Raw genomic sequence first — 24372 nt, 5'->3', positions numbered from 1 at the left:
ATGCGGCAGCGCGGTGGGGCGGCCGACGGCCGTTCCGGGGGCCCGCGCGGGGGTCGCCACGACGGCGACGCGCCGGCGCCACCACTGGCCGGGCGTCCGCGTCGCCATCCGCGCCGTCGCCCCGGAGGTTCCGATGATCCCGTCCCCGCCGCCGGGCCCGCGCCTGCTCGGGCCGCTGCTGGCCGAGTTGCGGGCCGCCCGTGGCTGGAGCCAGCAGCGGCTGGCCGCCGAGCTGTGCGCCGCCTCCGGCGTGCCCACGCTGACCCGCAACGAGGTGTCCCGCTGGGAGCGCCAGCTGCGGCTTCCCGGCGACTTCTGGTCCGCCTGGCTGGCGACGGTCCTGGGGGTGCCGGGCGAGGTGCTGGCCGGGGCCGCCGCGCGCAGCCGCCGGCTGGGCGTGGCGCCTGCGGTGGTCGACCCGGCCGGGTCCAGGGCCCGGCTGGCCCTGCTCACGCTCGCGTACCGCTGGGCGGCCGACCCGGGCGGCCGCACGCCGGCCGGCCCGTTCGCCGCCGCGCCAACGCCGCTGCCCGGCCGTCCCGGACGGGACGACGAGCACCGGACCGGCCGTCCCGCCCCGCGCATGTCCGTCGCGGACGAGTCCGGGCCGCTCGGCGTCCACGTCCTGCGCGGGCCGGACGACGAGCCCACCGGTTCCGGTCGTGGTCACCCGGCGGACGGGGTGACGCTCGCCACGCTGCGGCGCTGGGACGACCTGCTCGGCGGCGGCGACCTCGCCGGGCACGGCGCCCGCCGGCTGCGGCAGGCGGTCCGCGGCTACCGGCGCGCCGGGCCCGCCGGCCGTCGCGCGATGCTGCCCGCGCTCGCCGAGTCGGCGCAGTTCGCCGGGTGGCTGGCCGCCGACGCGGGCGACCTCGGCGGGGGCCTGGTCGCGTACCGGCTGGCGCTGCGGGCGGCGGTGGCCGCCGGGCAGGCGCCGCTGGCCGGGCACGTGCTCGCGTCGGCCAGTCACCTGCTGGCCGACGCCGGCGACCCGGCCGGCGCGCTGGTCCTGGCCCGGATCGGGTACGCCGCCGGCCGTGCCACCGCCTCGCCCGGCCTGCGGGCGCTGCTGCTGCACCGGGTGGCGCTCGCCGCCGCGCTCGCCGGGCGTCCCCGCGCGGCCGGGCAGGCGCTGGCCGGTGCCGATCGGGCCGGCACGCCGGAGCCCGGCCGGGAGCCGCCCTGGCTCTACTGGCTCGACGCGGCCGAACTGGCGGCGATGACCGGGCGCACGCTCGTCGCGCTGGGCCGTCACGCCGCCGCAGTGCCGCTGCTGACGCCGGCGGTGGGCGCGCGGGGCCGCCCGCGCCGGTCGGCCGTGTACGGCGGCTGGCTGGCCCGCGGGCACCTGGGCCTGGGCGCGGTGCCCGAGGCGTGCGCGGTGGCCGGCGAGGCGCTGCTCGACGCGGTCCGGTCCGGATCCCCGCGGGCCGTCGGCCAGCTCACCGCGTTCCGTCGCGGCCTGGCGCACGCGCCGCCCGGTCCTGCGACCCGGGGGTACGCGCGACTGGTCACCGCGGCCCGCCCCTACCTGCCGTCCGGCGTGCCGCGCCACCTGCGCGACAGTCCGCGCCGGTGAGCCACGAGGCACGCCGGGGCGGGGGCGCGGCGGGAACGGGTGCGAACCGCTAGCGTCGTGGCGTGACCCACGCTGCTCCCGTATCCCCCGTCGACCGTGCCGGCCTGCGCCAGCGGATCGACAAGGCGCTCACCGAGTTCCTCGCCGGCCAGCGCGGCTGGCTGACCGCCGTCGACGACGGCCTGCTGCCCGTCGCCGAGGCGATCGAGGCGTTCGTGCTGGGCGGCGGCAAGCGGCTGCGTCCGGCGTTCGGCTACTGGGGTTACCGGGGCGCCGGCGGGGTCGACTCCGACCAGGTCGTCGCCACCCTTGCCGCACTGGAGTTCGTGCAGGCCAGCGCGCTGATCCACGACGACCTGATGGACCGGTCGGACACCCGGCGCGGCGAGCCGGCGATGCACAGGCGGTTCGCCGCCCGGCACCGCACGGCCGGCTGGGGCGGCGACGCGGACTCCTTCGGCGACGCCGCGGCGATCCTGCTGGGCGACCTGTGCCTGGTCTGGTCCGACGAGCTGCTGCACTCCTCCGGCCTGCCGCCGGCCACCGTGGCCCGGGCCCGGCCGGTCTTCGACGAGATGCGTACCGAGGTGACCGTCGGGCAGTACCTGGACGTGCTGACCCAGGCCACCGGGGACACCTCGCTGGACCGGGCCGCCAAGGTGGCCCGGTACAAGTCGGCGAAGTACACGGTCGAGCGTCCGCTGCTGCTCGGTGCCGCGCTGGCCGGCGCGCCGCCCGAGGTGCACGCCGCGTACTCGGCGTACGGGCTGCCGCTGGGTGAGGCGTTCCAGCTCCGCGACGACGTGCTGGGGGTGTTCGGCGACCCGGAGCGCACCGGCAAGCCGGCCGGCGACGACCTGCGCGAGGGCAAGCGGACGTACCTGGTGGCGGCCGCACTGGAGGCGCTCGACCCGGCCGGCCGGGAGGCACTGCTGGCCGGTCTCGGCGTACCGGACCTGGACGCGGCCGGGGTGGACCGGCTGCGTGAGCTGATCACGACGAGCGGCGCGCTGGATCGGGCCGAGCGGCACATCACCGCGCTCACCAAGAGCGCCCTGGCCGCGCTCACCGCTGTCGACCTGGACACCGAGGCCCGCCAGGCCCTGGTCGACCTGGCCATCGCCGCCACCCGCCGCCCCGCCTGACCGCCCCCTCGCCCCCTCGCCCCCTCGCCCCCTCGCCCACCTGCCCCACCCGCCCCGCCCCCGCCCCCGAAGCGGTCGATCATGAAGTTGGCGGCATTTTCGGAGATCGACTCCGCCGCCAACTTCATGATCAACGAGAACGGGTGGGGCGGTCCTCGGGGTTAGAAGGCGACTGCCTGGGCTCGGCGTTTCACCTCTCGGGCCAGGTCGCCGCCGAGGGCTACGGCGGGGGTGCCGGGAAGAGTAGGGTCCTCCCGGTAGAGCCAGCGCAGCGCCTCCTCGTCGTCGTAACCGGCGTCGGCGAGCAGGTTGAGCACTCCGGGCAGGTGCTTGAGCACGGTGCGGTTGGCCACCAGGTCGGCCGGGATCCGGCGGACGCCGTCGCGGCGCACCGCGATCAGCTCACGGTCGCGGATCATCTGGTGCACCTTGCTGATCGACAGGTCCAGGCGCTCGGCCACGTCGGGCAGCGTCAGCCATCCGGCCGGGTCGGCCGGTCCGGCCAGCTCGGGGCCGGTCTCGGCGGGTACGGAATCGGTCACCCGACCACCCTGCCACGTGCCCGCCGGACCCGGTGCACGGCACCCCGCACCGCCGCCGGGAGCGCGGCGGTCCCCCCTTGTCGCAACCCGGCGGTAGCATCCTGTTCTACCTTCATCCCTCCGACACATAGACTGCCTGCCGATGGACACACAGGTCGCCGACACGTTGCTGGGCTCGCTGATCGAGGGGCGCTACCGCATTCGCGGGCGCGTCGCCCGTGGCGGCATGGCGACCGTGTACACCGCCACCGACGAGCGCCTGGAGCGCACCGTGGCGGTCAAGATCATTCACCCGACCCAGGCGCCGCAGGCCAAGGCCCGGATGGCCGGCTTCGTCGAACGCTTCACCGACGAGGCGAAGACGATCGCCCGGCTCACCCACCCGAACGTGGTGGCGGTCTACGACCAGGGCATCCACGCCGGCCTGCCGTACCTGGTGATGGAGTACGTCCGCGGCCGCACGCTGCGCGACGTGCTCGCCGAGCGCCGCCGGCTGAACCCGGACGAGGCGCTCGCGATCACCGAGCAGATGCTCGCCGCGCTCGCCGCCGCGCACCGGGCCGGCCTGGTGCACCGCGACGTCAAGCCGGAGAACGTGCTCGTCGCCGAGGTGCCCACCGGCGGGAGCCGCAACCTCGTCGACAGCGTGGTCAAGGTGGCCGACTTCGGGCTGGCCCGGGCCGTCGAGGCCAGCGCCGAGGACGAGAACGGCAACCAGCTCATGGCGACGGTGGCGTATGTGGCGCCGGAACTGGTCACCCAGGGCCACGCGGACCCTCGCACCGACGTCTACTCGGCCGGCATCGTGCTGTTCGAGATGCTCACCGGCCGGGTGCCCTACGACGGCGACCGTCCGGTGGAGGTCGCGTGGCAGCACGTCGACCGGGACGTACCGGCGCCGTCGACGCTGGTGCCGACGCTGCCGCCGGCTCTCGACGCGCTCGTCGCCCGGGCCACCCGGCGCGATCCGGCCGGCCGGCCGGCCGACGCCGCGGCGCTGCTGAGCGAGGTGCAGGCGGCCCGCGAGGAGTTGGGCAACCCGCACGCGCACACCACTGTGCTGCGGCAGCTCAGCGACGACACGGCGGTCCTGAGCCAGCCGACCCAGGTGGTGGCCGCGCTCCAGCCGGTCGAGCGCCCGGCGTGGGCACGGCTGCCCGAGAGCGGCGCCGCGCAGCGCCCGCACCGGCGCCGCGCCGTCGAGGAGGACGGCCCGGGGACCGGGTTCGCCGCCCTGCGTACCCGGATCATGGGCTCGCCGCGCGGACGGCTGGCCGTCGCCGCGGCGGTCGTGGTGCTCGGCCTGGTCGCCGCGGTGGGTGGCTGGTGGTTCGGCGTGGGCCGCTACACGGTGGCGCCGCAGATGGTCAGCTTGACCAAGGCCGACGCGGAGGCGCAGGCCCAGCGCGGCGGCTTCACGCTGAAGTACGCCACTCCGCGCCACGACGAGAACGTCCCCAAGGACACGGTGCTCGGGCAGTCCCCGGGCTCGGCCGCGCGGATCGTCAAGGGCGGCACGATCACGCTGACCCTGTCGCTCGGTCCGGAGCGGCTGCCGGTGCCGGACGTGGTGGGCAAGGACTACGCGCTGGCCCAGGCCGAGCTGGAGGGCGCCAACCTGGTTGTGGCCAAGGGCTCCTCCCGGTACGACGACACGCTGCCCGCGGGTGTGGTGCTGGCCACCGACCCGAAGGTGGGCACAGTGGTCAAGCCCGGGGCGAAGGTGACGGTGATCCTCAGCAAGGGCCGCGCCCCGGTGACGGTGCCCAACCTGGTCGGCAAGAGCCTCACCGAGGCGCGCACCATCCTCGCGCAGCTCGGGCTGAAGCCGGTGGAGAACGTCAAGGACTCCGACAAGCCGAAGGACGAGATCCTCGGCCAGAGCCCGGCCGACGGCACCGGCGTGGAGAAGGGCGCCCAGGTCAAGCTGGAGATCAGCAAGGGCCCGCCGCAGGTGGCCGTCCCCCGGGTGGTCGACATGCCCTGCCAGCAGGCCAAGCAGACGCTGGAGAGCCAGGGCTTCCCGGTCAACGTCCAGCTCAACCCGAACGGCATCGTCCGGATCCAGAACCCGGTCGAGAACACGCCGGTGCCGCCGGGTACGACGATCACTGTGACGTGCCTGTGAGCGGATGTGACGGACGCCGGCGGGTGGGGTCGCACACCCCCACCTCCGGCGGTCTGGCCCGGGCGGCCCTGCCGTACGCAGACGCGGCCGAGTCCGAGGTGGTGCAGGTCTACGTCTCGAACTCGCGCGGCTGGGCGCTGCCGGCCGGCGACCCGGCGCAGGACGCGTTGTTCCGCGACGGGTGCCGCGAGCGCGGGCTGCCCGTGTTCATCCACGCCTCGCTGCTGGTCAACCTCGGCTCCCCCACCCCGGCGACCGTGACCCGGTCGGCGGAGACGCTGGCGCACGCGCTGCGGCGGGGCCGGGCGATCGGTGCCGAGGGCGTGGTGTTCCACGCCGGCAGCGCTGTCGACGCCGGTCACGCCGAGGCGGCCCTGCGGCAGGTCCGCGCGGCGCTGCTCCCGCTGCTCGACGAGATCGCCGCCACCGGCGGGCCGATGCTGCTGGTCGAGCCGAGCGCCGGGGGCGGCCGGTCACTGGCGTCCCGGGTCGAGCACCTCGGCCCCTACCTGGACGCGGTCGACCGGCACCCGATGCTCGGGGTCTGCTTCGACACCTGTCACGCCTGGGCGGCCGGTCACGACCTGGCCGCCGAGGGCGGCATGACCGCCACGCTCGACACGCTGGTCGCCACGGTGGGCGCGGACCGGCTGCGGCTGGTGCACGCGAACGACTCGAAGGACCTGTGCGGCTCCACCCGGGACCGGCACGAGAACATCGGCAAGGGCACCATCGGCGAGCCGGCGTTCGCCGAGCTGATGCACCACCCGGCGACCGCCGGGGTGCCCGTGCTGGTGGAGACCCCCACGGAGAAGCACATCGGCCACGCCGCCGACATAGCCGCCCTCAAGCGCCTCCACCCCTGACGGGTCCGCCCGCTCTCTCCCCCCTCGCGGGGAGCGCGGGGCGCAGTGGGGCCCGCGGGTCAGGCGCGCAGGGCGGTGTTCAGGATGGTGGCGGCGCGGTCGATCTGCGCGTCGGTGACGTCCAGGTGAGTGACCAGCCGGGCGGTACGCGGGCCGAGCACCGAGATCAGCAACCCCTCCGCCCGCGCGGCAGCCGCCAGCGCGTGCGCGTCCAACGGGTGCTTGGTCAGGTCCAGCGGCACGATGTTGGTCCGCACCACCGACGCGAGCACGCCGTGCGGGGCGACCGCCTCGGCCAGCCGGGCCGCCTTCACGTGGTCGTCGGCGAGCCGCTCGACGTGGTGCGCCAGCGCGTACCGGCCGGCGGCGGCGAGGATGCCGACCTGCCGCATGCCTCCGCCCATCCGCTTGCGCAGGAACCGCGCCCGGGCGATCTTCTCGGCACTGCCCACCACGAGCGAGCCGACCGGCGCGCCGAGGCCCTTGGAGAGGCACACCGAGAGCGTGTCGAACAGCACGCCGTACTCGGCCAGCGGCACCCCGTCGGCGATGTGCGCGTGCCAGATCCGCGCGCCGTCGCAGTGCAGGGCCACCCCGTGCTCGTCGGCGACCTCACGCATCCGGCGCAGCGTCGGCAGCGGGATCACCCCACCGCCGCCCCGGTTGTGGGTCTGCTCCACGGCGATCGCGCGCGTGGGCACCGCGAAGTAGCCGTCCGGCCGGATCATCCCGGCGACCACGTCGGGGTCCAGCTCCGCGCCCACCGCGGGCCAGGTCCGCGAGGAGATCCCGCCGTACGCGGCGGCGGCGCCGACCTCGTACGTGACGACGTGCGCGTCGGCGTCGCAGAGCAGCTCGTCGCCGGGTGGTACGTGCAGCTGGAGCGCGATCTGGTTGGCCATCGAGCCGCTCGGGGCGAACAGCGCCGCCTCGTGGCCGAACAGCGCGGCCACCTCGGCCTCCAGCGCGGTGACCGTCGGGTCCTCGCCGTAGACGTCGTCGCCCACCTCGGCGGCGGCCATCGCCTCCCGCATCCCCGGCGTCGGCCGGGTCACGGTGTCCGTCCGCAGATCGATCAGTTCGGGGCTCGCAAGCTCACTCCTCGCGTCAGCCACGGAGCATCTCCGCCACCAGGAACGCCAACTCCAGCGACTGCTGGGTGTTCAGCCGGGGGTCGCAGGCGGTCTCGTACCGGTCGGGCAGGTCGAGATCCTCGATGCCCTGGGCACCGCCGAGGCACTCGGTGACGTCCTCGCCGGTCAGCTCGACGTGCAGGCCGCCCGGGTGGGTGTCCAGGCCCCGGTGCACCTCGAAGTAGCCGAGCACCTCGTCGACGATCCGGTCGAAGTGCCGGGTCTTGTAGCCGTTCGAGGACTCGTGCGTGTTGCCGTGCATCGGGTCGCACTGCCAGACGACCTTCGCCCCGGCGGCGGTGACCTTGGCGACGATCGGCGGCAGCGCGTCGCGGACCCGGTGGTTGCCCATCCGGCTGATCAGCGTGAGCCGGCCGGGGATGTTGTCCGGGTTGAGCTTCTCGCAGAGCTCGATCGCCTCGTCCGGGGTGGTCGTCGGGCCGAGCTTGACGCCGATCGGGTTGGCGATGCGGGAGATGAAGTCGATGTGCGCCCCGTCGATCTGCCGGGTCCGCTCACCGATCCAGAGGAAGTGCCCGGACAGCCCGTACGCCTTGCCGTTGGAGATCCGGGTCAGCGCCCTGTCGTACTCCAGCGCCAGCGCCTCGTGCGAGCAGTGCAGCGTGACGGTGCGCAGCGCCTCGTCGTCGGTCATGCCGCAGGCGCGGATGAAGGCCAGCGCCCTGTCGATCTCGCGGGCGATCGCGTCGTAGCGCTCGCCGGCCGGGGACCGCCGGACGAAGTCCTTGTTCCAGTCGTGCACGGCGTGCAGGTCGGCCAGCCCACCGGCCAGGTACGCCCGGAGCATGTTCATCGCGGCGGCCGAGTTCGCGTACGCCCGGATCATGCGCTGCGGGTCGGCGACCCGCGCCTCCGGCGTGGCCTCCAGGGAATTGATCATGTCGCCGCGGTAGGCCGGCAGGCCCCGGGCGTCGGTCGGCAGCGACCGGGGCTTGGTGTACTGGCCGGCGACCCGGGCGACCTTGACCACCGGCAGCGACGCGCCGTAGGTGAGCACGATGGCCATCTGGAGCAGCGTGCGGGCGTTGGCGAGCAGGTGACTCTCGGTGTTGTCGGCGAAGGTCTCCGCGCAGTCACCGCCCTGGAGCAGGAACGCCTTGCCCTCGCAGACCAGCGCGAGCCGCTGCCGCAACTGGTCGACCTCGTAGGGCGCGACCACCGAGGGCACCGTGTCCAGCACCCGGCAGACCTCGGCGACCTGGGCCGGGTCGTCCCAGGGCGGGGTCTGCGCGCGCGGCAGCTCCCGCCATCGGTCGAGGCCGAGGGCCGCGTCCTCGGCGGAGTCGGCGGTCGGGCGGCTGGTCTGCAGACCAGGGCTGCCCACGGCGGGGTGACTCAGCTGATGCCACTCATGGCGCATGAAGGAAAGCGTACGGCGACCGTCGCGATCACTCACCGCCGAGGGGGATGGTTCCGGTCACTGGGAGGACACCGGTGAGGGCGCCATCGCCGGCGGCGGCCCCGCCGGATCGGCGGTCGGCTCGACCGCGCGCTCGCCGGGCGCCTCACCGGAGATGCACCAGTCCGCCCCGTTACGGGTGACGGTGAACAGCAGCGACCGGGCGGCCTTGCGCGAGCCGGCGGCAACAGTGATCGAGGCGCTGACCTCCTGACCGTTCGGGCCGGAGCGGACCTCGGTGATCGTCGCCTCGGGCACCGTGAAGTGGTCGGCGAAGTCGCCGTTCGGGCCGGTGGCGGCGGAGTCGAAGGCGGCGTGCATGGGCGCACAGAGCTGGCTGCGGCCGGCGGCGGCGTCGCGGGCGGTGAGCGCGTCCAGGTACGCCTGCACCCGTTCCCGGCTCTTGACCGCCGCCTCCTCGGCCGGAGCCTTCCCGGTGGGCGGGGTGTCGCCGCTCTGGCTCCCGGATCCGCAGGCGGTCAGGGCGGCCGGCAGGAGCGCGAGGAGGGCGAGCCCGGTGAACTGGCCCCGGTTGCTGCGACCCATCTGTCCTCCCGTCGCGTGGACTCGTCGAGCGGCGAGTGTGCCACATCCGGCCAGATCGGTCGGATGACTCCCCATCCTGACCCGGATCGGCGCGCTCGGCCAGGACGGCACGCGGGCGGGGAGGGGCCGGTGCGGCCCCTCCCCGCCGGGTGGGTGGTGCGTCGGCCCTCGGCTCAGCCGAGACCGCCCTTGATGGCGCCGATCAGCTCACCGTTGCTGGTGTCACCGGAGAGCTCCCAGAAGAACGCGCCACCGAGGCCCTGGCTGTTGGCGTAGCTCATCTTCCCGCCGATGGTCGACGGGGTGTCGTAGCTCCACCAGTTGCTGCCGCACTTGGCGTACGCCGTGCCGCCGACGGTGCCGGTGGCCGGGCAGCTGTTCTTGAGCACCTTGTAGTCCTCGATGCCGGCCTCGTAGGTGCCCGGGGCCGCGCCGGTGGCGCTGCCGCCGGGTGCGGCCTGGGTCACACCGGTCCAGCCGCGTCCGTAGAACCCGACGCCGAGCAGCAGCTTGCTGGACGGTACGCCCTTGGACTTGAGCTTCTGGATCGCCGCGTCCGACCAGAAGCCCTGCTGCGGGATGCCCGCGTAGGAGTAGAGCGGCGAGTGCGGCGCGGTCGGCCCCTGGGCGCTGAAGGCGCCGAAGTAGTCGTACGTCATCGGCATCAGCCAGTTGAGGTTGTTCGCGGCGCCGGCGTAGTCGGTGGCGTCGATCTTGCCGCCGTTGCTGCCGTCGGCGGTGATCGCCGCGGTGACCAGGAAGCTGGAGCCGAACTTGCCCCGCAGCGCCGAGATCACGTTCTTGAACGCGTTCGGGCCGCTGCTGTCGCACTGGAGGCCGCAGGCGTTCGGGTACTCCCAGTCGATGTCGATGCCGTCGAAGACGTCCGCCCAGCGCGGGTCCTTGACCAGGGAGTAGCAGGAGTCGGCGAACGCGGCCGGGTTCTGCGCGGCCTGGGTGAAGCCGCCGGACCAGGTCCAGCCGCCGAAGGACCAGAGCACCTTCAGGTTCGGGTACATCTTCTTCAGCTTGCGCAGCTGGTTGAAGCTGCCGCGCAGCGGCTGGTCCCAGGTGTCGGCGACGCCGTCGACGCTGTCCGCCGCGGTGTACGCCTTCTCGTAGTCGGCGTAGCTGTCCCCGATGCTGCACCGGCCGCCGGTGGTGTTGCCGAAGGCGTACAGGATGTGGGTCAGCTTCGCCGCCGAGCCGCTCGTGTGGATGTTCTTGACGTGGTAGTTGCGGGCGTAGACGCCCCACTCGGCGAAGTAGCCGACGATCTTCTTGCCGCCGGGCGGCGGCGTGGTCGGCGGCTGCGTGGTCGGCGGGGTGGTCGTCGGCGGCGTGGTGGTGGGTGGCGTGGTGGTCGGCGGCGCCGTGGTCGGCGCGGTGGTCGTCGGCGTGCCGCCGCCGGTGCAGGAGCCGCCGTTGATCGTGCAGCTCACCGGCGCCTTGTACGCGCCGGTGCCGTTGTAGCCCCAGCTGAAGCTGGCGCCGGGGGCGAGCGTCGACGCCCAGCTCTTGTTGACCGCCACGTAGCGGTCACCGCTGCGGGTGATGTCGGCGTCCCAGGAGCTGCTGATCGAGGTGCCGGAGGGCAGCGTGAACTCGATGCGCCAGCCGTTGAGGGTGGAGCTGGTGCCGTTGGTGACTGTCACCCGCCCCTCGTGGCCGGTCCCCCAGTCCTGCACCTTGGCGAACGTGGCGGTGACGCTGCCGGCGGCCGACGCGGTGGTCATGGGCACCGCGGCGACCGCGAGCGCGACCACGGCGCCGGTGGCCCACAGGGCCCGGCGGAGCGATCTCTTCATACGGCGTCCCTCCAATAGTTAGGAAACTTTCCAAATTGATTGCTGAGACGCTACTCACGCCGTCACCACTTCGTCAAGATGTAGATGCATCGATTTCACGGGTGACGCGGGACGGTGGGCGCGAGGGGTCGTAGCCTCGTCCCATGACCGTTTTCGACGTCCAGATCGACGCCCTCACCGGCGGCCCGGCTGACCTCGGCCGCTACCGCGGCCGCGCCCTGCTCGTGGTCAATGTGGCCTCCCGCTGCGGCCTCACCCCGCAGTACGCGGGCCTTCAGGAACTCGCCGACACGTACGCCGGACGCGGGCTGACGGTGCTCGGGGTGCCGTGCAACCAGTTCGCCGGCCAGGAGCCGGGCAGCGCCGCCGAGATCGAGGAGTTCTGCCAGGTCAACTACGGCGTGACGTTCCCGCTGACGGAAAAGGTCGATGTCAACGGGCCGGACCGGCACCCGCTCTACGCGGAGCTGGTGTCCACGCCGGACGCCGAGGGGCACACCGGCGACGTGCGCTGGAACTTCGAGAAGTTCCTCGTCGCGCCGGACGGCACGGTGGCCGCCCGGTTCGGCCCGCAGGTCACACCCGAGGATCCCGAGCTGCGCGCGGCGATCGAGAAGGCCCTGCCGGCCTGACCGGCGCACCCGCCGCCGGGCACGGCGAAGCGGCACGCCCCCGGGGGGAGGCGTGCCGCTGCCGCGGATCGGGTCAGCCGGCGGCGGCCCGGAAGACCGGGTAGTAGCCGCCGGACTGCCCAGCGGCCGTCGGGTGGTACGACTTGCTCAGGCTCAGCACGTTGAGCGCGTGCAGCCACTTCGTCCCGTAGCTGCACAGCTGGTGGCCGACGAAGATGGAGCGCACGTCGGCGAAGGTGAAGCCGGCCGAGACGGCGGCCGTGCGGGTGATGTCGTCGAGCAGGTTGATGCCCTCGTTGATCTTCGCCCGGGACGTCGCGCTGAGCCCGACGCAGGGAGTGCCGAGCTGGTAGAAGACCGGGTAGCCAACCACCACGACGCGGGCCGAGGGCGAGCGGCTCTTGATGCCGTTGTAGACGTTGGCGAGCCGGCCCGGCATCGAGGTACGGGCCACGTTCATGGCGGACTGCACGGCCGCCACGCACTGGGTCTCCCCCTGGAGCACGCAGGTGCTCATGATGTTGGCGAAGCCGACGTCGTTGCCGCCCACAGTGACGCTGACCAGCGTGGTGGTCGACGAGAGCGCGGAGAGCTGACTGTTGATGACGTCCGCCGTGGTGGCGCCGGAGCAGGCGACCGAACGGTACGACGCGGGCTTGATGTTGGTGTTGTAGAGCGCCGGGTAGGCGTTCGTGCTGCGTAGACAGTTACCGCTCTCGGAGGTGTAGCTGTCGGCGCCGACGCCGGAGGCGTACGAGTCGCCGAGCGCGACGTAGCGGTCGGACGGGGCCGCCTGGGCGGGGGCGGCCAGAGACAGAGTGACCCCGACCGAGGCGGCCAGAGTCAGGGCGAGGGTGGCAAGACGGGATCTCCGCACGTCGCACTCCTGGAGGCGTGAAGTGGTGGTGAGAGATAGATATCAATAAGATCACGGGGGATGGAAGATCACCGATTTGCGGGCCGGCGCGCATAGCGACTTACGCCTACAAATCGTTGCCGGTTTCGCGGAGCGGGCTGAAGGATTCCGCCAGTGGGGGCAGATCGACGCAGATCAGGCGCGGACGGGTCGACTCAGACCGGACGGCGGCCGGCGAAACCGCACTCGACCCGGTGATACCACCGGATGTCGGTGTCGCCCTCCAGCCAGCACCAGAGCACCGCCCGGCCGTCGCGCTCACCGGGGAAGTCGAGCAGCACCGGGGCGATCCCCTTGACCGCGATCTCATGCTGGTGGAACTCGTCCACCACCACGTGCAGCCGCGCCTCCAGCGCCTTCACCTCGGCGAGCCCGCCGAGCGCGCTGACGCCGTGGTCGGCCAGGTCGACCCGCAACTCGGCCAGGTCGGCCCGCAGCCGGATCAGCTCGTCGACGCGCGGCCGCAGCGTGGCCACCAGGTGACGCGCCTGGGCGAGAGTGAACACCGGGCCAGTATGCGGCACGACCGTCCAGAGGGAAGCTTCCACACGGCACACGCCGCACCTCGATGCACGTCGTCAAACGCCGGGGCCTGGGCGTCACCGCCGCAAACCGGCGCCGGGTATCGGGCATGGTCGCGCTCGGGTATACAGATGGTTCCTCCCGGATCGGCCATCGGCTTGCCCGGACCCCCCTCGCCCGTCGTCGGAGGCTCACTGGCATGAGCGATCGTTCGCCCAGCTCCAGCACCCCGGACCCGCGGTACCTGTTCCGGTACCGGGACCTGGTCGCCGACACCCTGCCCGAGCATCGCGCCGTCCTGCGGGAGCGTGGTTGGTGCTGGTGGGGCTGGTGGAAACGACCCAACGAACCCGGCCGGCTGGAGGTGTGGAAGGCGCTCGAACGCGAGACGCTGGAGGGACGTCGGGTGCCGATCGGGCTGTTCCACTCCGGGACGGGCCTCGTTCATCCCGCCATCGTCGAACGCGTGATCCTGCCGCAGCCGGACGAACTCGGGGCCTTCACCTCGCTCAGTCCGCCCGACGCCGAACGGGACGGCGTTCCACCCTATTATCGGGCGAGTCGGCACAGCCGGGGCTGGCTACGGCTGGTGGCCCTGGCCGAGGAGCCGATGGAATTCTTCGGGAGGTTCTCCTTCGCCTCCGCACCGCCGTTGCCCCATCATCCACGGAGCCAACTGGAGCGGCTGGTGGGTAAGCGGATCCTGGACGCTGACGAGCTGCGCGCGATGGACACCACCATCTGGGAGATCCGGCCGGCCCAGCCGGCTGACTCCAGCGAGCGGTTCCTGACCGCGTCGCCACGCCAGGACGGCGCGCTGTCTCCCGAGCCGATCGCCTGCCCGGGGCCGTGGCTGCTGCACCTCACCGATCCGCACTATGCGACGGGGCGGTTTCGGTCGGAGCATCAGTGGCGGCTGGAGACCGAGGACGGCGCTACCCGCCCGACCATGGTCGACGCGATCTCCGATGCCCTGGCTCGTGACCAGCGGCCGGTCGGAGCGGTCCTCGTCACAGGCGATCTCACCTATGTCGCCCACCGCGACGAGTTCGCGGCGGCGCGGGCTGGCCTCTTCAAGCTCACCAATGGGCTGCTCGGGCTGGGCATGGAGCACCTCGTCGTCATACCCGGCAATCACGACATCGCCTGGACCCGCGGTGACTCGTACGAATATGGAGCACCGGTCGAGGTGGCTCCGGCGGCGGCAACGGCCAACTACCGGGAGTTCTTTCGAGCGCTCTACGGATACCCGGCCTCGCCCCACCTCTCGATGGCTCGCCGTTTCATCTTCCCTGGCGGCAACCTTGTCGACATCGCCGCGGTCAACTCCAGCTCACTGGAACAGGGGCAGTCGTTCCTGGCGGGCATGGGCCGGGTGCAGGAGTCCGCGTACCGCGAGGTGACCAGCGCGCTCGCCTGGTCGAACCCTGGATCAGCCCTGCGCGTGCTCGCGCTGCATCATCATCTCGCGCTGACCGAGGACCTCGAATCGCCCGACGAGTACGCGACCGGTTTCGGGATCGCCATCGACGCACCCAGGATCCAGCGCCTGGCCGCCCGTGACGGGGTGCACCTCGCGGTGCACGGGCACAAACACCGCGCGTTCGTCTGGCGTACCGAGGCGTACCATCTCCCCGAATACAGCAACGAACGCTGGGACCTGGGACGCTTCAACATCGTCGGTGGTGGGAGCAGCGGCTCGAGATCGTCAGACGGGCGGCGTAACTTCTTCAACCTGATCCGGATGGCGGGTCCCGTCGTGGAGTTGGAAATGTACCGGAGTCAACAGCAGGGCTCATTCGAGCGCTTCATGACCTGGCGGGCCCCGCTGGTAACCGGGGCAGACGGCCGACTCGAGATTGCTCCCTGGAAGGTCGTTTCCCCATGACCACCAGGCGCCCGGTCGTGCACGCCCTCATCCTCGACATGGACAACACGCTGTACGACTGGGTGGCGTACTTTGTGCCCGCAGTGCGGGCGATGGTGGCCGTGGCCGCCGAGATCCTCGACGTGTCCGAGGACGAGTTGCGGAGCGACCTCCAGGCCGTGCACCGCAACCACGGCAATACCGAGCACCCCTTCGCGCTGCTCGAGACCTCGGCCGTCGAGCGACGCCTGCCCGGGATGAGCCAACGAGCACGACACGAGCACCTGCTTCCGGCCTTCGCCGCCTTCAACGAGGTCCGGCGACGCCACCTCCACCTCTACCCGGACGTGGAGAGCACGCTCCAGACCATCAAGGCCACAGGTTGTCACGTTGTGGGGCACACCGAGGCCAAGGACGTGAACATCAGCAGTCGAGCGAGGTCGCTCGGGTTGGACGCGATGTTGGAGGCGATCTACGCGCCCCGGTTCGTCGGGCCGCCTCACCCTTTGGGCGCCGATCGACGGTCTGTTCCGGCCGCAATCGAGGTTCGGGTACTGCCACCGACGGCACGCAAGCCCAATCCGGAGATCGCCCGTCAGATCGCCGAGCAGCTAGGCGTTCCAGCCGCCCGCTGTCTGTACGTGGGCGACAGCTTGAGCAAGGACGTGGCAATGGCCAAGCGAGCGGGGATGCTCGCCGCCTGGGCCCGCTACGGCACCCACCACGATTCCGACCTCTGGCGCGGCTTGGTCGCGCTGTCCCATTGGGACCCCGCGGCCGTCACCGCAGCAGAAGCCAAGAGCGATGATCCGCCGCAATACGAGCCGGACGTAACGCTTGACGCATTTCACGAGTTACGCGAGCACTACACCTTCCGTGCAGCATCGCAACCGAGGCGGCCTCAAGTGATATCGGCCTGCTTGCCGTCAGGGCCGGCCGATTGACCCGCTCCGACAGAGGGGTGACCCGTTGCGGGCGACCATCCGTTCCGCCGGTTCAGGTCGCCGATGTTGCTCCGGAACTCACTCAGCCACTCCCCGGTCTCCGCCTCGACCAACTCGGCCGTCCGCAGCACGAGCACGCGGATCAGTTCCTCGCGCCGCCGTAGCACCGCTTCCTCAGTGGCTGAGGTGCGCAGTTCCGTGGTCGCCCAGTCCAGCCGGAACTCGGTGAGCGCCCGCTGAAGCGCCTGCGCGGTAGCGATGTCGCGCATCCAGGCCGAGGACAGGCCGAAGAAGTGATCGAAGGCCAGACAGCCACCGGCCATGGCGAGCAGGACATATCCCCAGCTGGCGCCGCTCCCAGCGCTCGCCGCGCTAACCAGGGGTACGACTCCGCCGGCGATCCCCAGCAGGATGGCGCAGCCGCGCAGCAGGCGAGAAATCCTGCGGCGCACCGCCTTGTCGCGCAGGTACCAGGCAACCGCGTCCTCGGCCTGCCCCTCCGCCCACCCACGCAAGCGATCCAGGACGGCCTCAGGCTGTTGGTCCGCCGCCAAGACGGGGAATGGGCGGATGATCATGTCCCGCCGCGGGACTCGACGGCTTGACCTGTCGACGTGGCCATTGCTCGTTACCACGAGCCGTCCGATCCCAGCGCACGGCGAGGGCCGTATCCGGGTGGCGGGTCGAGGTTCGGCAGATGCTGTCGCCCCATACGCACAGCCTGCGTCATCCCGTCCCAACACTCAAGGATCAGACGTCTCGATGTGCTTGCCGAGTGAGGGGACGGGTTACCAGACTCGAATCGATGGCAGGCACCCGCCTGTCAGGGTTGGACGCGTTCCGCCTCCTGCACGAACGTGTCGCTCCGGCGCGCCCCCATCCGGTCCAGCTCATCCAGCACCGCCCCCACCCCGTCCGCGCCCACCAGCACTGTGACGCGCAGCCGGGCCGACAACGGCTGGTCCTGCCAGTAGCCACGCGGCAGCAGGCTCGCCTGCGGCGTCGTGGTCGCCACGGCGGCGTCGCTGACGATGACCGAGATCGCGCCCGCGCGCAGCAGCGCGTCGCGCAGGTCGGCGCTGTTCGCGGCCGGGTCCGGTTCCAGCAGCGCGGTGACCACCCGTACCCGCTGTCCGGGTGGCACGGACGGTTCGCCGGCCGGCGCCGCGGCGGTACGACGCCGGGGCGCGCCCGGCGCGGTCAGGCTGGTCACGCCACCAAGGTGGTACGCGTCGGCGCCCTGCTGCGCCTGGTCCAGGCGTTCCTGATCGGCCGGCGGCACACGCAGGCCGATGAGCGCCTGCACCCCGGCGGCGATCAGCCAGGTCAGGACGAAGGAGAACGCGACCACGCTCACCACGCCGACGAGCTGGCGCCACAGCAGGCCGCCTCCGCCGCCGAGGAACAGCCCGTCGGCGCCGAGCGGGTTGACCCCGCGGTTGCCGAACAGGCCGAGCAGGAGCGTGCCGAGCATGCCGCCGACGAAGTGCACGGCGAGCACGTCGAGCGCGTCGTCGAGGCGCAGCAGGTACTTCAGCTTCAGCGCGAAGTGGCAGACCAGGCCGGCCAGCGCGCCGATCGCGACGGCCGATGCCGCGTTGACGTACCCGGCGGTCGGGGTGACCGTGGCGAGGCCCGCGACCGCGCCGGAGACCGCGCCCACGACTGTGCTGTGTCCGTCGGTGACGCGTTCCAGCGCCAGCCAGACGAGCATCGCCGCGGCGGCGGCGAGGTGCGTGTTGAGGACGGCCTGGGCGGCGAGACCGTTGGCCTGGAGGCCGTCGCCGCCGTTGAAGCCGAACCAGCCGAACCAGAGGATGCCGGCGCCGACGATGGTCAGCGGGATCGAGTTCGGTGGCGCGGCGGTGTGCGGCCAGTCCCGGCGTCGGCCGACGACGAGCAGGACGGCGAGGACGGCGGCGCCGGCGCTGGCGTGCACGACCAGCCCGCCGGCCCAGTCCTGGGTGCCGAACTTCGCCAGCCACCCGCCGGGGTACCAGAGCCAGTGCGCGATCGGCGCGTAGACCACTATCGACCAGACCGCGAGGAACAGCACCCAGCCGCCGAACTTCAACCGGCCCGCGGTGGCGCCGGTGACGAGCGCGGGTGTGATCACCGCGAACATCATCTGGAACAGCACGAACGCCAGCGTCGGGATGGTGATCCGGCCGTCGACCACGTGCAGGTTGGGTGCGGGCGGCACCTTCAGGTCGGTGAGCCCGAACAGTTCCAGGTTGCCGAACAGCCCGCTGCCGGCGTCGTCGCCGAAGGCGATCGTGTAGCCGACGAGCACCCAGGTCAGGCTGACCACGCCGAGCGCGATCATGTTCTGCTGCAGCATCGCCAGCACGTTGCGGGTGCGGACCATGCCGCCGTAGAACGCGGCGAGCCCCGGCGTCATGAACAGGACGAGGCCGGCGCAGACGAGCACCCAGGCGGTGTCACCCGCGTTCGGAGCGGACACGGTTTCCCTCCTTCTATCGCAGGTTGACGGAGTCGCGGACGGTGTGCAGCACGGTGTCCTTCACCCGTTCGTGGTTCGGTACCGGCGCGAAGTGCCGGTCCGGCAGCAGCAACAGCCAGGTCGCGATGTTGAACGGCCCGGTCAGCACCGGGATGCCGAGCGGCGTGAGCATGGTGGTCAGCGCCATCTGCACGAACAGCGTCAGCGCGATGCCGAACAGCGTGTAGACGGTCACCAGCGCGCCGGGGCGGTTCGCCACAGCGCCCACCACGATCGCGGTCAGCACCGCGTTGAAGGCGAACAGCCCCTTGTCCAGGGACGCGCCGTCGGCGCCGAACCAGAGCGCCAGCAGTGTCGCGCCGACGGCGCCGATCACCGCGAACAGCGCCGACCACCGGGAGTTGATCAGCAGGGCGACGAGGATGAGCAGGCCGGTGACCCAGCTCTCGATCAGGTAGACCTGGGACACGCCCTTGAAGAAGACGGGGATGAGGCCCCAGTCGAACGTGCCGCCGGTCAGCGATCCCTCACCGGGGAACTTCGGCGTCAGCTTGGTGAGCACTGTGAACCTGTCGAACTGGTACGCCGCCATCAGCAGGAACCAGGTCGTGAGCACGAACGGGAACGTGTAGGCGGTCAGGTTCCAGCGTTTGAAGACGGCGTTGAGGGCGAGCGTGACCACCACCGTGCCGATCGCGCCGAGCACGAGGTAGAGCCACATCAGCGGGCGCTGATCGAGGAACGTGGGCACCGCGAGCCCGGTCAGCAGCGGGCTGAAGCCGAACAGGCCCTTGCGCCAGCTGGACATGTCGACCCGCAGCGCCAGCGCGGTCGCGGTGCCCACGACCAGGCCGAGCACGCCGCCGCCGAACACGCGGGGCGTCCCGTTCTCGAACGCGCCCCAGGCGAGCGCGATCAGGATGAGCAGGCCGCTGAGCGGGTTGTTCTGGAGCACCACCTGCGCGGCGCCGCGCAGGCCGGCGTCGACGAACCGGACCAGCGGGTTCCGGTCGGCCAGCTGGCGCCAGCCTCGTCCGATGTCGGCCATGTCGCTGCCCTCCTCGCCTCAACGCCAGCTGAAGACCGGCGGGAAGGTGCAGCCGGTCACCTCTTCGCGGGCGGCAGTGCAGAACGCGCGTACCGCGGCGCGGACCGGTTCGGTCTCCTGACCGAGCACCTTGAACACCAGGCCGGCGTCGTTCGGCAGCCGGCTGACCGCGGTGGCCAGCGGTGTCTGCTCGTCCCACACCGGTGTCGCGGTCCGCTCGAAGACCCGGGCCGCCCGGTCCGGGTCGGTGAGCAGCACGACGTTGCCGAAGACGTGGAAGCGGTCCATCATCCCGATCCGCGACACCGGGAACCGGCCGGGCGTGATGACGAACTTCTCGACGAACAGCGGCCGTCCGTCGGGCCGCTGCGCCCGCAGGGTGGTGGAGAACAGGTCGTACGCGAAGATCTCGCCGTCGCGGTAGTACTTGCGGCCGGGCTGGAGCACCTCGGCGTACAGCATGGTGGCGGTCTCCGGCAGCCGGACCACGGTGTCGGAGACGAACCGGCTGCGCCGGAACGGGATCACCGGCTCGGGCAGGAACTCCAGGTAGGCGTCGTCGGCCAGGGTGAAGCTCTGGGCCTGGGTGCCGTAGTTGGCGTCCATCTCCTGGATCTTGGTGGCGGCCTGGGTGACCAGGTGCGCCTGCGCGCCCGGCCCCAGGTCGACGTCCATCCGCAGCCGGTCGCCCTGGAGCACGCCGCCGGAGGTGGTGAGGATCATGACACAGGGCAGGCCCGGCATCTCCTCGTCCCAGTACAGCGCGCGCTGCACCAGCAGCGGGGACTGCCGGAAGACGTCGCGCATGATGGTCCGGTCCTCGCGCCGCTCGAACCCCAGCCGGAGGATGCCCACCTTGCCGTTCGCGGCAGCCGGCAGCTGCGCCGGCTGGTCCTGGTACGGCGCGAGTTCCCGGACGGAGTCCAGAGTGGTCATGCGAGGACTTCGGCGTCGAAGAGCGCGTTGCGGCGGACCAGGTCCACCAGGTCGTCGATGCCCTCGCCGGTCTTGCAGTTGGTGAAGACGAACGGCTTGCCGCCGCGCATCAGCTCGGCGTCGCGGGCCATCACGTCCAGGTCGGCGTCGACGTACGGGGCCAGGTCGGTCTTGTTGATCACGAGGATGTCGGACTTGGAGATACCCGGGCCGTTCTTGCGCGGGATCTTGTCGCCGGCCGCCACGTCGATCACGTAGATGAAGTAGTCGACCAGCGCGGGGCTGAAGGTGAGCGTGAGGTTGTCGCCGCCGCTCTCGATGAGCACGACGTCGCTGTCCGGGAACCGCGCCTCCATGTCCTCGACCGCGGCGAGGTTCATGCTGGGGTCCTCGCGAACGGCGGTGTGCGGGCAGGCGCCGGTCTCCACGCCGACGATGCGTTCCTCCACCAGCACGCCGGTCAGGGCGCGGCGGACGTGCTTGGCGTCCTCGGTGGTGACCACGTCGTTGGTGATGACCAGGATGCGCAGGCCCTGCTCGACCAGGCGGGGCACGACGGCCTCGATGATGGCCGTCTTGCCGCTGCCCACCGGGCCGCCGACGCCGATCCGACTCGCTGATTTCATTTCCGAAAGCCCTTCAGGTGGGTGAGCGCTCAGCTCATGAACATCCGTACGTGTGCGTGCTGGTGCGCGCCGGCCAGCACGTCGAGGTGCGGCGCGAAGCTCTGCATGTCGTCGAGCCCGGCGGTGCGCACCTCCTCGTAGTCCTCGCCGACCCGCTCGTTGACCGCGAAGAGGATCGACTGGGTGTCGAGGTGGTCCACCCGCATGAGCCGGACCGCCGCGCCGAGCACCATGGAGGCCGCGCCGTACTGGTGGGCGGCGAACGCGTCCGCCTCGCCCACGCCGAGTTCGGCGAAGAGCACGCCGAGCGCGACCGGGTAGGTGACCGGGACGCCGCCGCCGCTCTCCGCGACGCGCTTGCGCAGCAGGGACTCCCCCACCACCCGTTCGGCGGCCTCGGCCAGCTTGCGCCCCATGCGGACGGTCATCGTCCGCGTCTCCTCGTTGATCTTGCGCAGGTGTACGGCCTCGTCGGCCGCCCGGATCCGGTCGAGGTCACCGGCGCGGGCGGCGCGGTGCGCCACGAGCAGCGCCACCCCGTCGCCGGTGGCGGCGGCGCGCGTGACGGTACGCACGAACTCCTGCAACGTGGTCCGGTCGTGCACCGCGCCCTGCTCGACCGCCGTCTCCAGCCCGTTGGAGAAGGAGAAGGCGCCGACCGGGAAGACCGAGTCGCCGAACTGGAGCAGTTTCAGTGCCTCGGTCACCGTGGACACCCCGGCCCCTCAGTTCAGGTCGGCGGGCAGGTGTGTGTGCGGGGTCGAGTCGGCCCCGCCGAACAGGCGCCGCGACTCGTGCGGGGCCAGGTACGCGATGATCTCGGTGCCGGGGATGAACTCGTGGGTGAGACCGGTGAACGCGTGGGTCCGCATCACCGAGTCCATGACCTTGCGGTCCACAGTCAGCGGGACGTACATCTTGGTGCCCTTCACCACCGCCGGCCAGTGCTGGTTGCCGATCGCGTGGCCCAGTTCGACGGCCGAGCGGATCACCATGTCCAGGGACTCCCCGTGCAGCGTGTCGAGGTGCACGACCATGACCTCGCCGAGCGCGATCCGGGCCACCACCGCGGTCGCGGTGGCGTCGTCCCAGGCCAGCACGTCGCCGTCGCGCAGCCGTACGCCGCGGGCCAGGGACAGCGCCAGTTCGGTGCCGAGGCTTGTGGTCCGGCGCAGCCGGCTCTTCTGGGCGTCCCACTGGTCGAGGACCAGGTCGTCGACCTTGGCCTCCCGGAGCCGCTCGGTCCAGGCCGGCTCGTTCACGTTGCCGAGTACCGTTTCGACGAGCATGTGTTCTCCTTTCACGCGACCCCGCCACCGGCCCGGCCGGGAGCGGGCGCCGCGCCGGGTCAGCTGAAGAAGTAGAGCTGGCTGAGGGGGAGGTTCTTGGCCGCCGGCACTGTCGCGTGCACGCCGTCCATCTTCACGGCGAAGGTCTCCGGGTCGACTTCGAGCTTCGGCGTACGGTCGTTGCGCACCATGTCGCGCTTGGTCAGGTTGCGGCAGCCGTAGACCGGCATGACCTGCCGTTGCAGACCCAGCTGTTCGGCCACGCCCGCCTCGTGCGCGGCCCGGGACACGAACGTCACGCAGTTCTTGGCGACCTGGGAGCCGGTGGCGCCGAACATGGGCCGGTAGTAGACCGGCTGCGGGGTGGGCAGCGACGCGTTCGGGTCGCCCATGATCGACCAGGCGATCATGCCGCCCTTGAGCACCATCTTCGGCTTCGTGCCGAAGAACGCGGGCTCCCAGAGCACCAGGTCGGCGAGCTTGCCCGGGCTGACCGAGCCGATGACGTGCGAGACGCCCTGGGTGATCGCCGGGTTGATGGTCATCTTGGCGACGTAGCGCAGGACGCGGAAGTTGTCGTTGGCGTCGGAGTCCTCGGCCAGCTTGCCGCGGACGTTCTTCATCTGCCCGGCGAGCTGGACGGTGCGCAGCCAGGTCTCCCCCACCCGGCCCATGGCCTGCGAGTCGCTCTGCATCATCGAGATGACGCCCTCGTCGAGGAGCACGTCCTCGGCGGCGATGGTCTCGGTGCGGATCCGGCTCTCCACGAAGGCGACGTCCGAGGGCACCTTCGGGTTGAAGTTGTGGCAGACCATGATCATGTCGTACAGCTCGGACTGGCTGTTGATGCCGTACGGCACCGTCGGCGTGGTCGAGGCGGGCAGCACGTTCATCTGGCCGGCGACCTTGATGATGTCCGGCGCGTGCCCGCCGCCGGCACCCTCGGTGTGGAAGGTGTGGATGGTCCGGCCCTCGAAGGCGGCGATGCTGTCCTCGATGTAGCCGCTCTCGTTGAGCGTGTCGGTGTGGATGCTGATCTGGACGTCGTACTCGTCGGCGACGGCCAGGCAGGACCGGATCACCGCGGGCGGCGCACCCCAGTCCTCGTGGATCTTGAAGCTGGGCACCCCGGCCATGATCTGCTCGACGAGCGGCGCCCGGCCACTGCTGTTGCCCTTGCCCAGCAGGCCGATGTTGATCGGCAGGTTCTCGAACGACCGCATCATGTTGTGGATGTTCCAGGGACCGGGCGTGATGGTGACGCCGTTGGTGCTGTCGGTCGGTCCGGTGCCGCCGCCCCAGAGGGTGGTGACGCCGTTGCTGAGCGCGGCGTACACCTGCTGCGGGGTGACCAGGTGGACGTGCGCGTCGATGCCGCCGGCGGTCAGGATCAGGTGCTCACCGGAGATCGCGTCGGTGCCCGGACCGGTCACCAGGCCCGGGGTCACCCCGTCCATGATGTTGGGGTTGCCGGCCTTGCCGATCCCGGCGATCCTGCCGTCCTTGATCCCCACGTCCGCCTTGACCACGCCGAGCAGCGCGTCCACGACGGTCACGTTGGTGATCACCAGGTCCACCACGCCCTCGGCGCTCGTGGCCTGGCTGGCACTGCCCATGCCGTCGCGCAGGGTCTTGCCACCGCCGTACATGACCTCGTCGCCGAGGACCCGCAGGTCCTTCTCGATCTCGATGTAGAGGTCGGTGTCACCCAGACGGATCTGGTCGCCCGTGGTCGGGCCGTACATTCCGGCATATTCCTGCCGTGAGATCTGACTCATGCGTTGTCGCTCCAGCTCTGGCACGTCGAAGGATTGCCGGGCTACCTGTCGCCCTTGCCGCTCTTGTCCTGGCCCTTGCCCTGACCCTTGCTCTGGCCCTTGCTCTGGCCCTTGCCCTGGTCCTGCTGCTGCGACGTGGTCTTGAAGCCACGCGTCTGGGCCTGGTGGAGCGCCTCGGCC

General features: G+C 71.6%; 22 protein-coding genes. 7 read left to right on the top strand and 15 right to left on the bottom strand.

Going from position 1 to position 24372, the window contains the following annotated elements:
- Positions 1 to 133 precede the first annotated feature (133 nt).
- A complete protein-coding gene (locus tag ML5_RS18915; RefSeq protein WP_013475764.1) occupies positions 134 to 1582 on the top strand; it encodes a helix-turn-helix transcriptional regulator in 1449 nt (482 codons plus the stop codon).
- A gap of 62 nt (positions 1583 to 1644) precedes the next feature.
- Positions 1645 to 2727, top strand: a complete 1083-nt coding sequence (locus tag ML5_RS18910; protein ID WP_013475763.1) for a polyprenyl synthetase family protein — start codon at positions 1645 to 1647, stop codon at positions 2725 to 2727.
- Between the two features lie 161 nt (positions 2728 to 2888).
- Here ML5_RS18910 and ML5_RS18905 read toward each other — a convergent pair whose 3' ends face one another.
- Positions 2889 to 3269: an Rv2175c family DNA-binding protein gene (locus ML5_RS18905; RefSeq protein ID WP_013287637.1), complete on the bottom strand. Its 381-nt coding sequence runs from the start codon at positions 3267 to 3269 to the stop codon at positions 2889 to 2891.
- Positions 3270 to 3411: 142 nt separating this feature from the next.
- Between ML5_RS18905 and pknB the strand changes: the two genes are divergently transcribed.
- Positions 3412 to 5397, top strand: a complete 1986-nt coding sequence (pknB, locus tag ML5_RS18900) for a Stk1 family PASTA domain-containing Ser/Thr kinase (RefSeq protein WP_013287638.1) — start codon at positions 3412 to 3414, stop codon at positions 5395 to 5397.
- A 23-nt stretch (positions 5398 to 5420) separates the two neighbouring features.
- Entirely contained in the window at positions 5421 to 6263 is an 843-nt protein-coding gene (locus ML5_RS18895) for a deoxyribonuclease IV (RefSeq protein ID WP_013475762.1), read from the top strand.
- Between the two features lie 59 nt (positions 6264 to 6322).
- Here the strand turns inward: ML5_RS18895 and ML5_RS18890 are convergent, their stop codons facing one another.
- The 4 genes from ML5_RS18890 to ML5_RS18875 all read right to left on the bottom strand — a co-directional run bounded on the left by ML5_RS18890 (position 6323) and on the right by ML5_RS18875 (position 11170).
- Positions 6323 to 7342, bottom strand: a complete 1020-nt coding sequence (locus ML5_RS18890; RefSeq protein WP_041784577.1) for a low specificity L-threonine aldolase — start codon at positions 7340 to 7342, stop codon at positions 6323 to 6325.
- 28 nt (positions 7343 to 7370) lie between these two features.
- Positions 7371 to 8777, bottom strand: a complete 1407-nt coding sequence (locus ML5_RS18885) for a class II 3-deoxy-7-phosphoheptulonate synthase (RefSeq protein ID WP_013475760.1) — start codon at positions 8775 to 8777, stop codon at positions 7371 to 7373.
- 57 nt (positions 8778 to 8834) lie between these two features.
- The gene (locus ML5_RS18880) at positions 8835 to 9362 is read right to left on the bottom strand and encodes a hypothetical protein (protein ID WP_013475759.1); all 528 of its coding nucleotides are present in this window, start codon (positions 9360 to 9362) and stop codon (positions 8835 to 8837) included.
- A 173-nt stretch (positions 9363 to 9535) separates the two neighbouring features.
- Entirely contained in the window at positions 9536 to 11170 is a 1635-nt protein-coding gene (locus ML5_RS18875) for a glycosyl hydrolase family 18 protein (RefSeq protein WP_013475758.1), read from the bottom strand.
- A 143-nt stretch (positions 11171 to 11313) separates the two neighbouring features.
- Between ML5_RS18875 and ML5_RS18870 the strand changes: the two genes are divergently transcribed.
- Entirely contained in the window at positions 11314 to 11802 is a 489-nt protein-coding gene (locus tag ML5_RS18870; protein WP_013475757.1) for a glutathione peroxidase, read from the top strand.
- 73 nt (positions 11803 to 11875) lie between these two features.
- Here the strand turns inward: ML5_RS18870 and ML5_RS18865 are convergent, their stop codons facing one another.
- Positions 11876 to 12679, bottom strand: coding sequence for an SGNH/GDSL hydrolase family protein (locus ML5_RS18865; RefSeq protein WP_013287645.1), 804 nt, complete (start codon positions 12677 to 12679; stop codon positions 11876 to 11878).
- Positions 12680 to 12873: 194 nt separating this feature from the next.
- Complete coding sequence (locus tag ML5_RS18860) at positions 12874 to 13224, bottom strand: DUF2203 domain-containing protein (protein WP_041784221.1); 351 nt, start codon at positions 13222 to 13224, stop codon at positions 12874 to 12876.
- Positions 13225 to 13439: 215 nt separating this feature from the next.
- Between ML5_RS18860 and ML5_RS18855 the strand changes: the two genes are divergently transcribed.
- Positions 13440 to 15128, top strand: coding sequence for a metallophosphoesterase (locus ML5_RS18855; protein WP_013475756.1), 1689 nt, complete (start codon positions 13440 to 13442; stop codon positions 15126 to 15128).
- The gene (locus ML5_RS18850; protein ID WP_013475755.1) at positions 15125 to 16051 is read left to right on the top strand and encodes an HAD family hydrolase; all 927 of its coding nucleotides are present in this window, start codon (positions 15125 to 15127) and stop codon (positions 16049 to 16051) included. Before ML5_RS18855 ends, ML5_RS18850 begins: the two co-directional genes overlap by 4 nt.
- Here the strand turns inward: ML5_RS18850 and ML5_RS18845 are convergent.
- The 8 genes from ML5_RS18845 to ML5_RS18810 all read right to left on the bottom strand — a co-directional run bounded on the left by ML5_RS18845 (position 16009) and on the right by ML5_RS18810 (position 24192).
- Complete coding sequence (locus ML5_RS18845) at positions 16009 to 16629, bottom strand: SLATT domain-containing protein (protein WP_013475754.1); 621 nt, start codon at positions 16627 to 16629, stop codon at positions 16009 to 16011. The two genes, ML5_RS18850 and ML5_RS18845, sit on opposite strands and share 43 nt — an antisense overlap.
- 245 nt (positions 16630 to 16874) lie before the next feature.
- Complete coding sequence (locus tag ML5_RS18840) at positions 16875 to 18515, bottom strand: ammonium transporter (RefSeq protein WP_013475753.1); 1641 nt, start codon at positions 18513 to 18515, stop codon at positions 16875 to 16877.
- Between the two features lie 13 nt (positions 18516 to 18528).
- Entirely contained in the window at positions 18529 to 19563 is a 1035-nt protein-coding gene (gene yut, locus ML5_RS18835) for an urea transporter (RefSeq protein ID WP_013475752.1), read from the bottom strand.
- 18 nt (positions 19564 to 19581) lie between these two features.
- Positions 19582 to 20499 carry an urease accessory protein UreD gene (locus ML5_RS18830; RefSeq protein ID WP_013475751.1) on the bottom strand — a complete coding sequence of 306 codons (918 nt, stop codon included), beginning with the start codon at positions 20497 to 20499 and terminating at the stop codon, positions 19582 to 19584.
- A complete protein-coding gene (gene ureG, locus ML5_RS18825; RefSeq protein ID WP_013287653.1) occupies positions 20496 to 21125 on the bottom strand; it encodes an urease accessory protein UreG in 630 nt (209 codons plus the stop codon). Before ureG ends, ML5_RS18830 begins: the two co-directional genes overlap by 4 nt.
- A gap of 29 nt (positions 21126 to 21154) precedes the next feature.
- Complete coding sequence (locus tag ML5_RS18820; protein WP_223201363.1) at positions 21155 to 21832, bottom strand: urease accessory protein UreF; 678 nt, start codon at positions 21830 to 21832, stop codon at positions 21155 to 21157.
- An 18-nt stretch (positions 21833 to 21850) separates the two neighbouring features.
- The gene (gene ureE / locus ML5_RS18815; protein ID WP_013475749.1) at positions 21851 to 22414 is read right to left on the bottom strand and encodes an urease accessory protein UreE; all 564 of its coding nucleotides are present in this window, start codon (positions 22412 to 22414) and stop codon (positions 21851 to 21853) included.
- Between the two features lie 59 nt (positions 22415 to 22473).
- Complete coding sequence (locus ML5_RS18810) at positions 22474 to 24192, bottom strand: urease subunit alpha (RefSeq protein ID WP_013475748.1); 1719 nt, start codon at positions 24190 to 24192, stop codon at positions 22474 to 22476.
- Positions 24193 to 24372: the final 180 nt, after the last annotated feature.

It is taken from the genome of Micromonospora sp. L5, assembly GCF_000177655.2.
GTDB classification, from domain to species: domain Bacteria; phylum Actinomycetota; class Actinomycetes; order Mycobacteriales; family Micromonosporaceae; genus Micromonospora; species Micromonospora aurantiaca.
The sequence above is the reverse complement of the archived record's forward strand: the minus strand, read 5'-3'. Positions and strand labels throughout refer to the sequence as shown.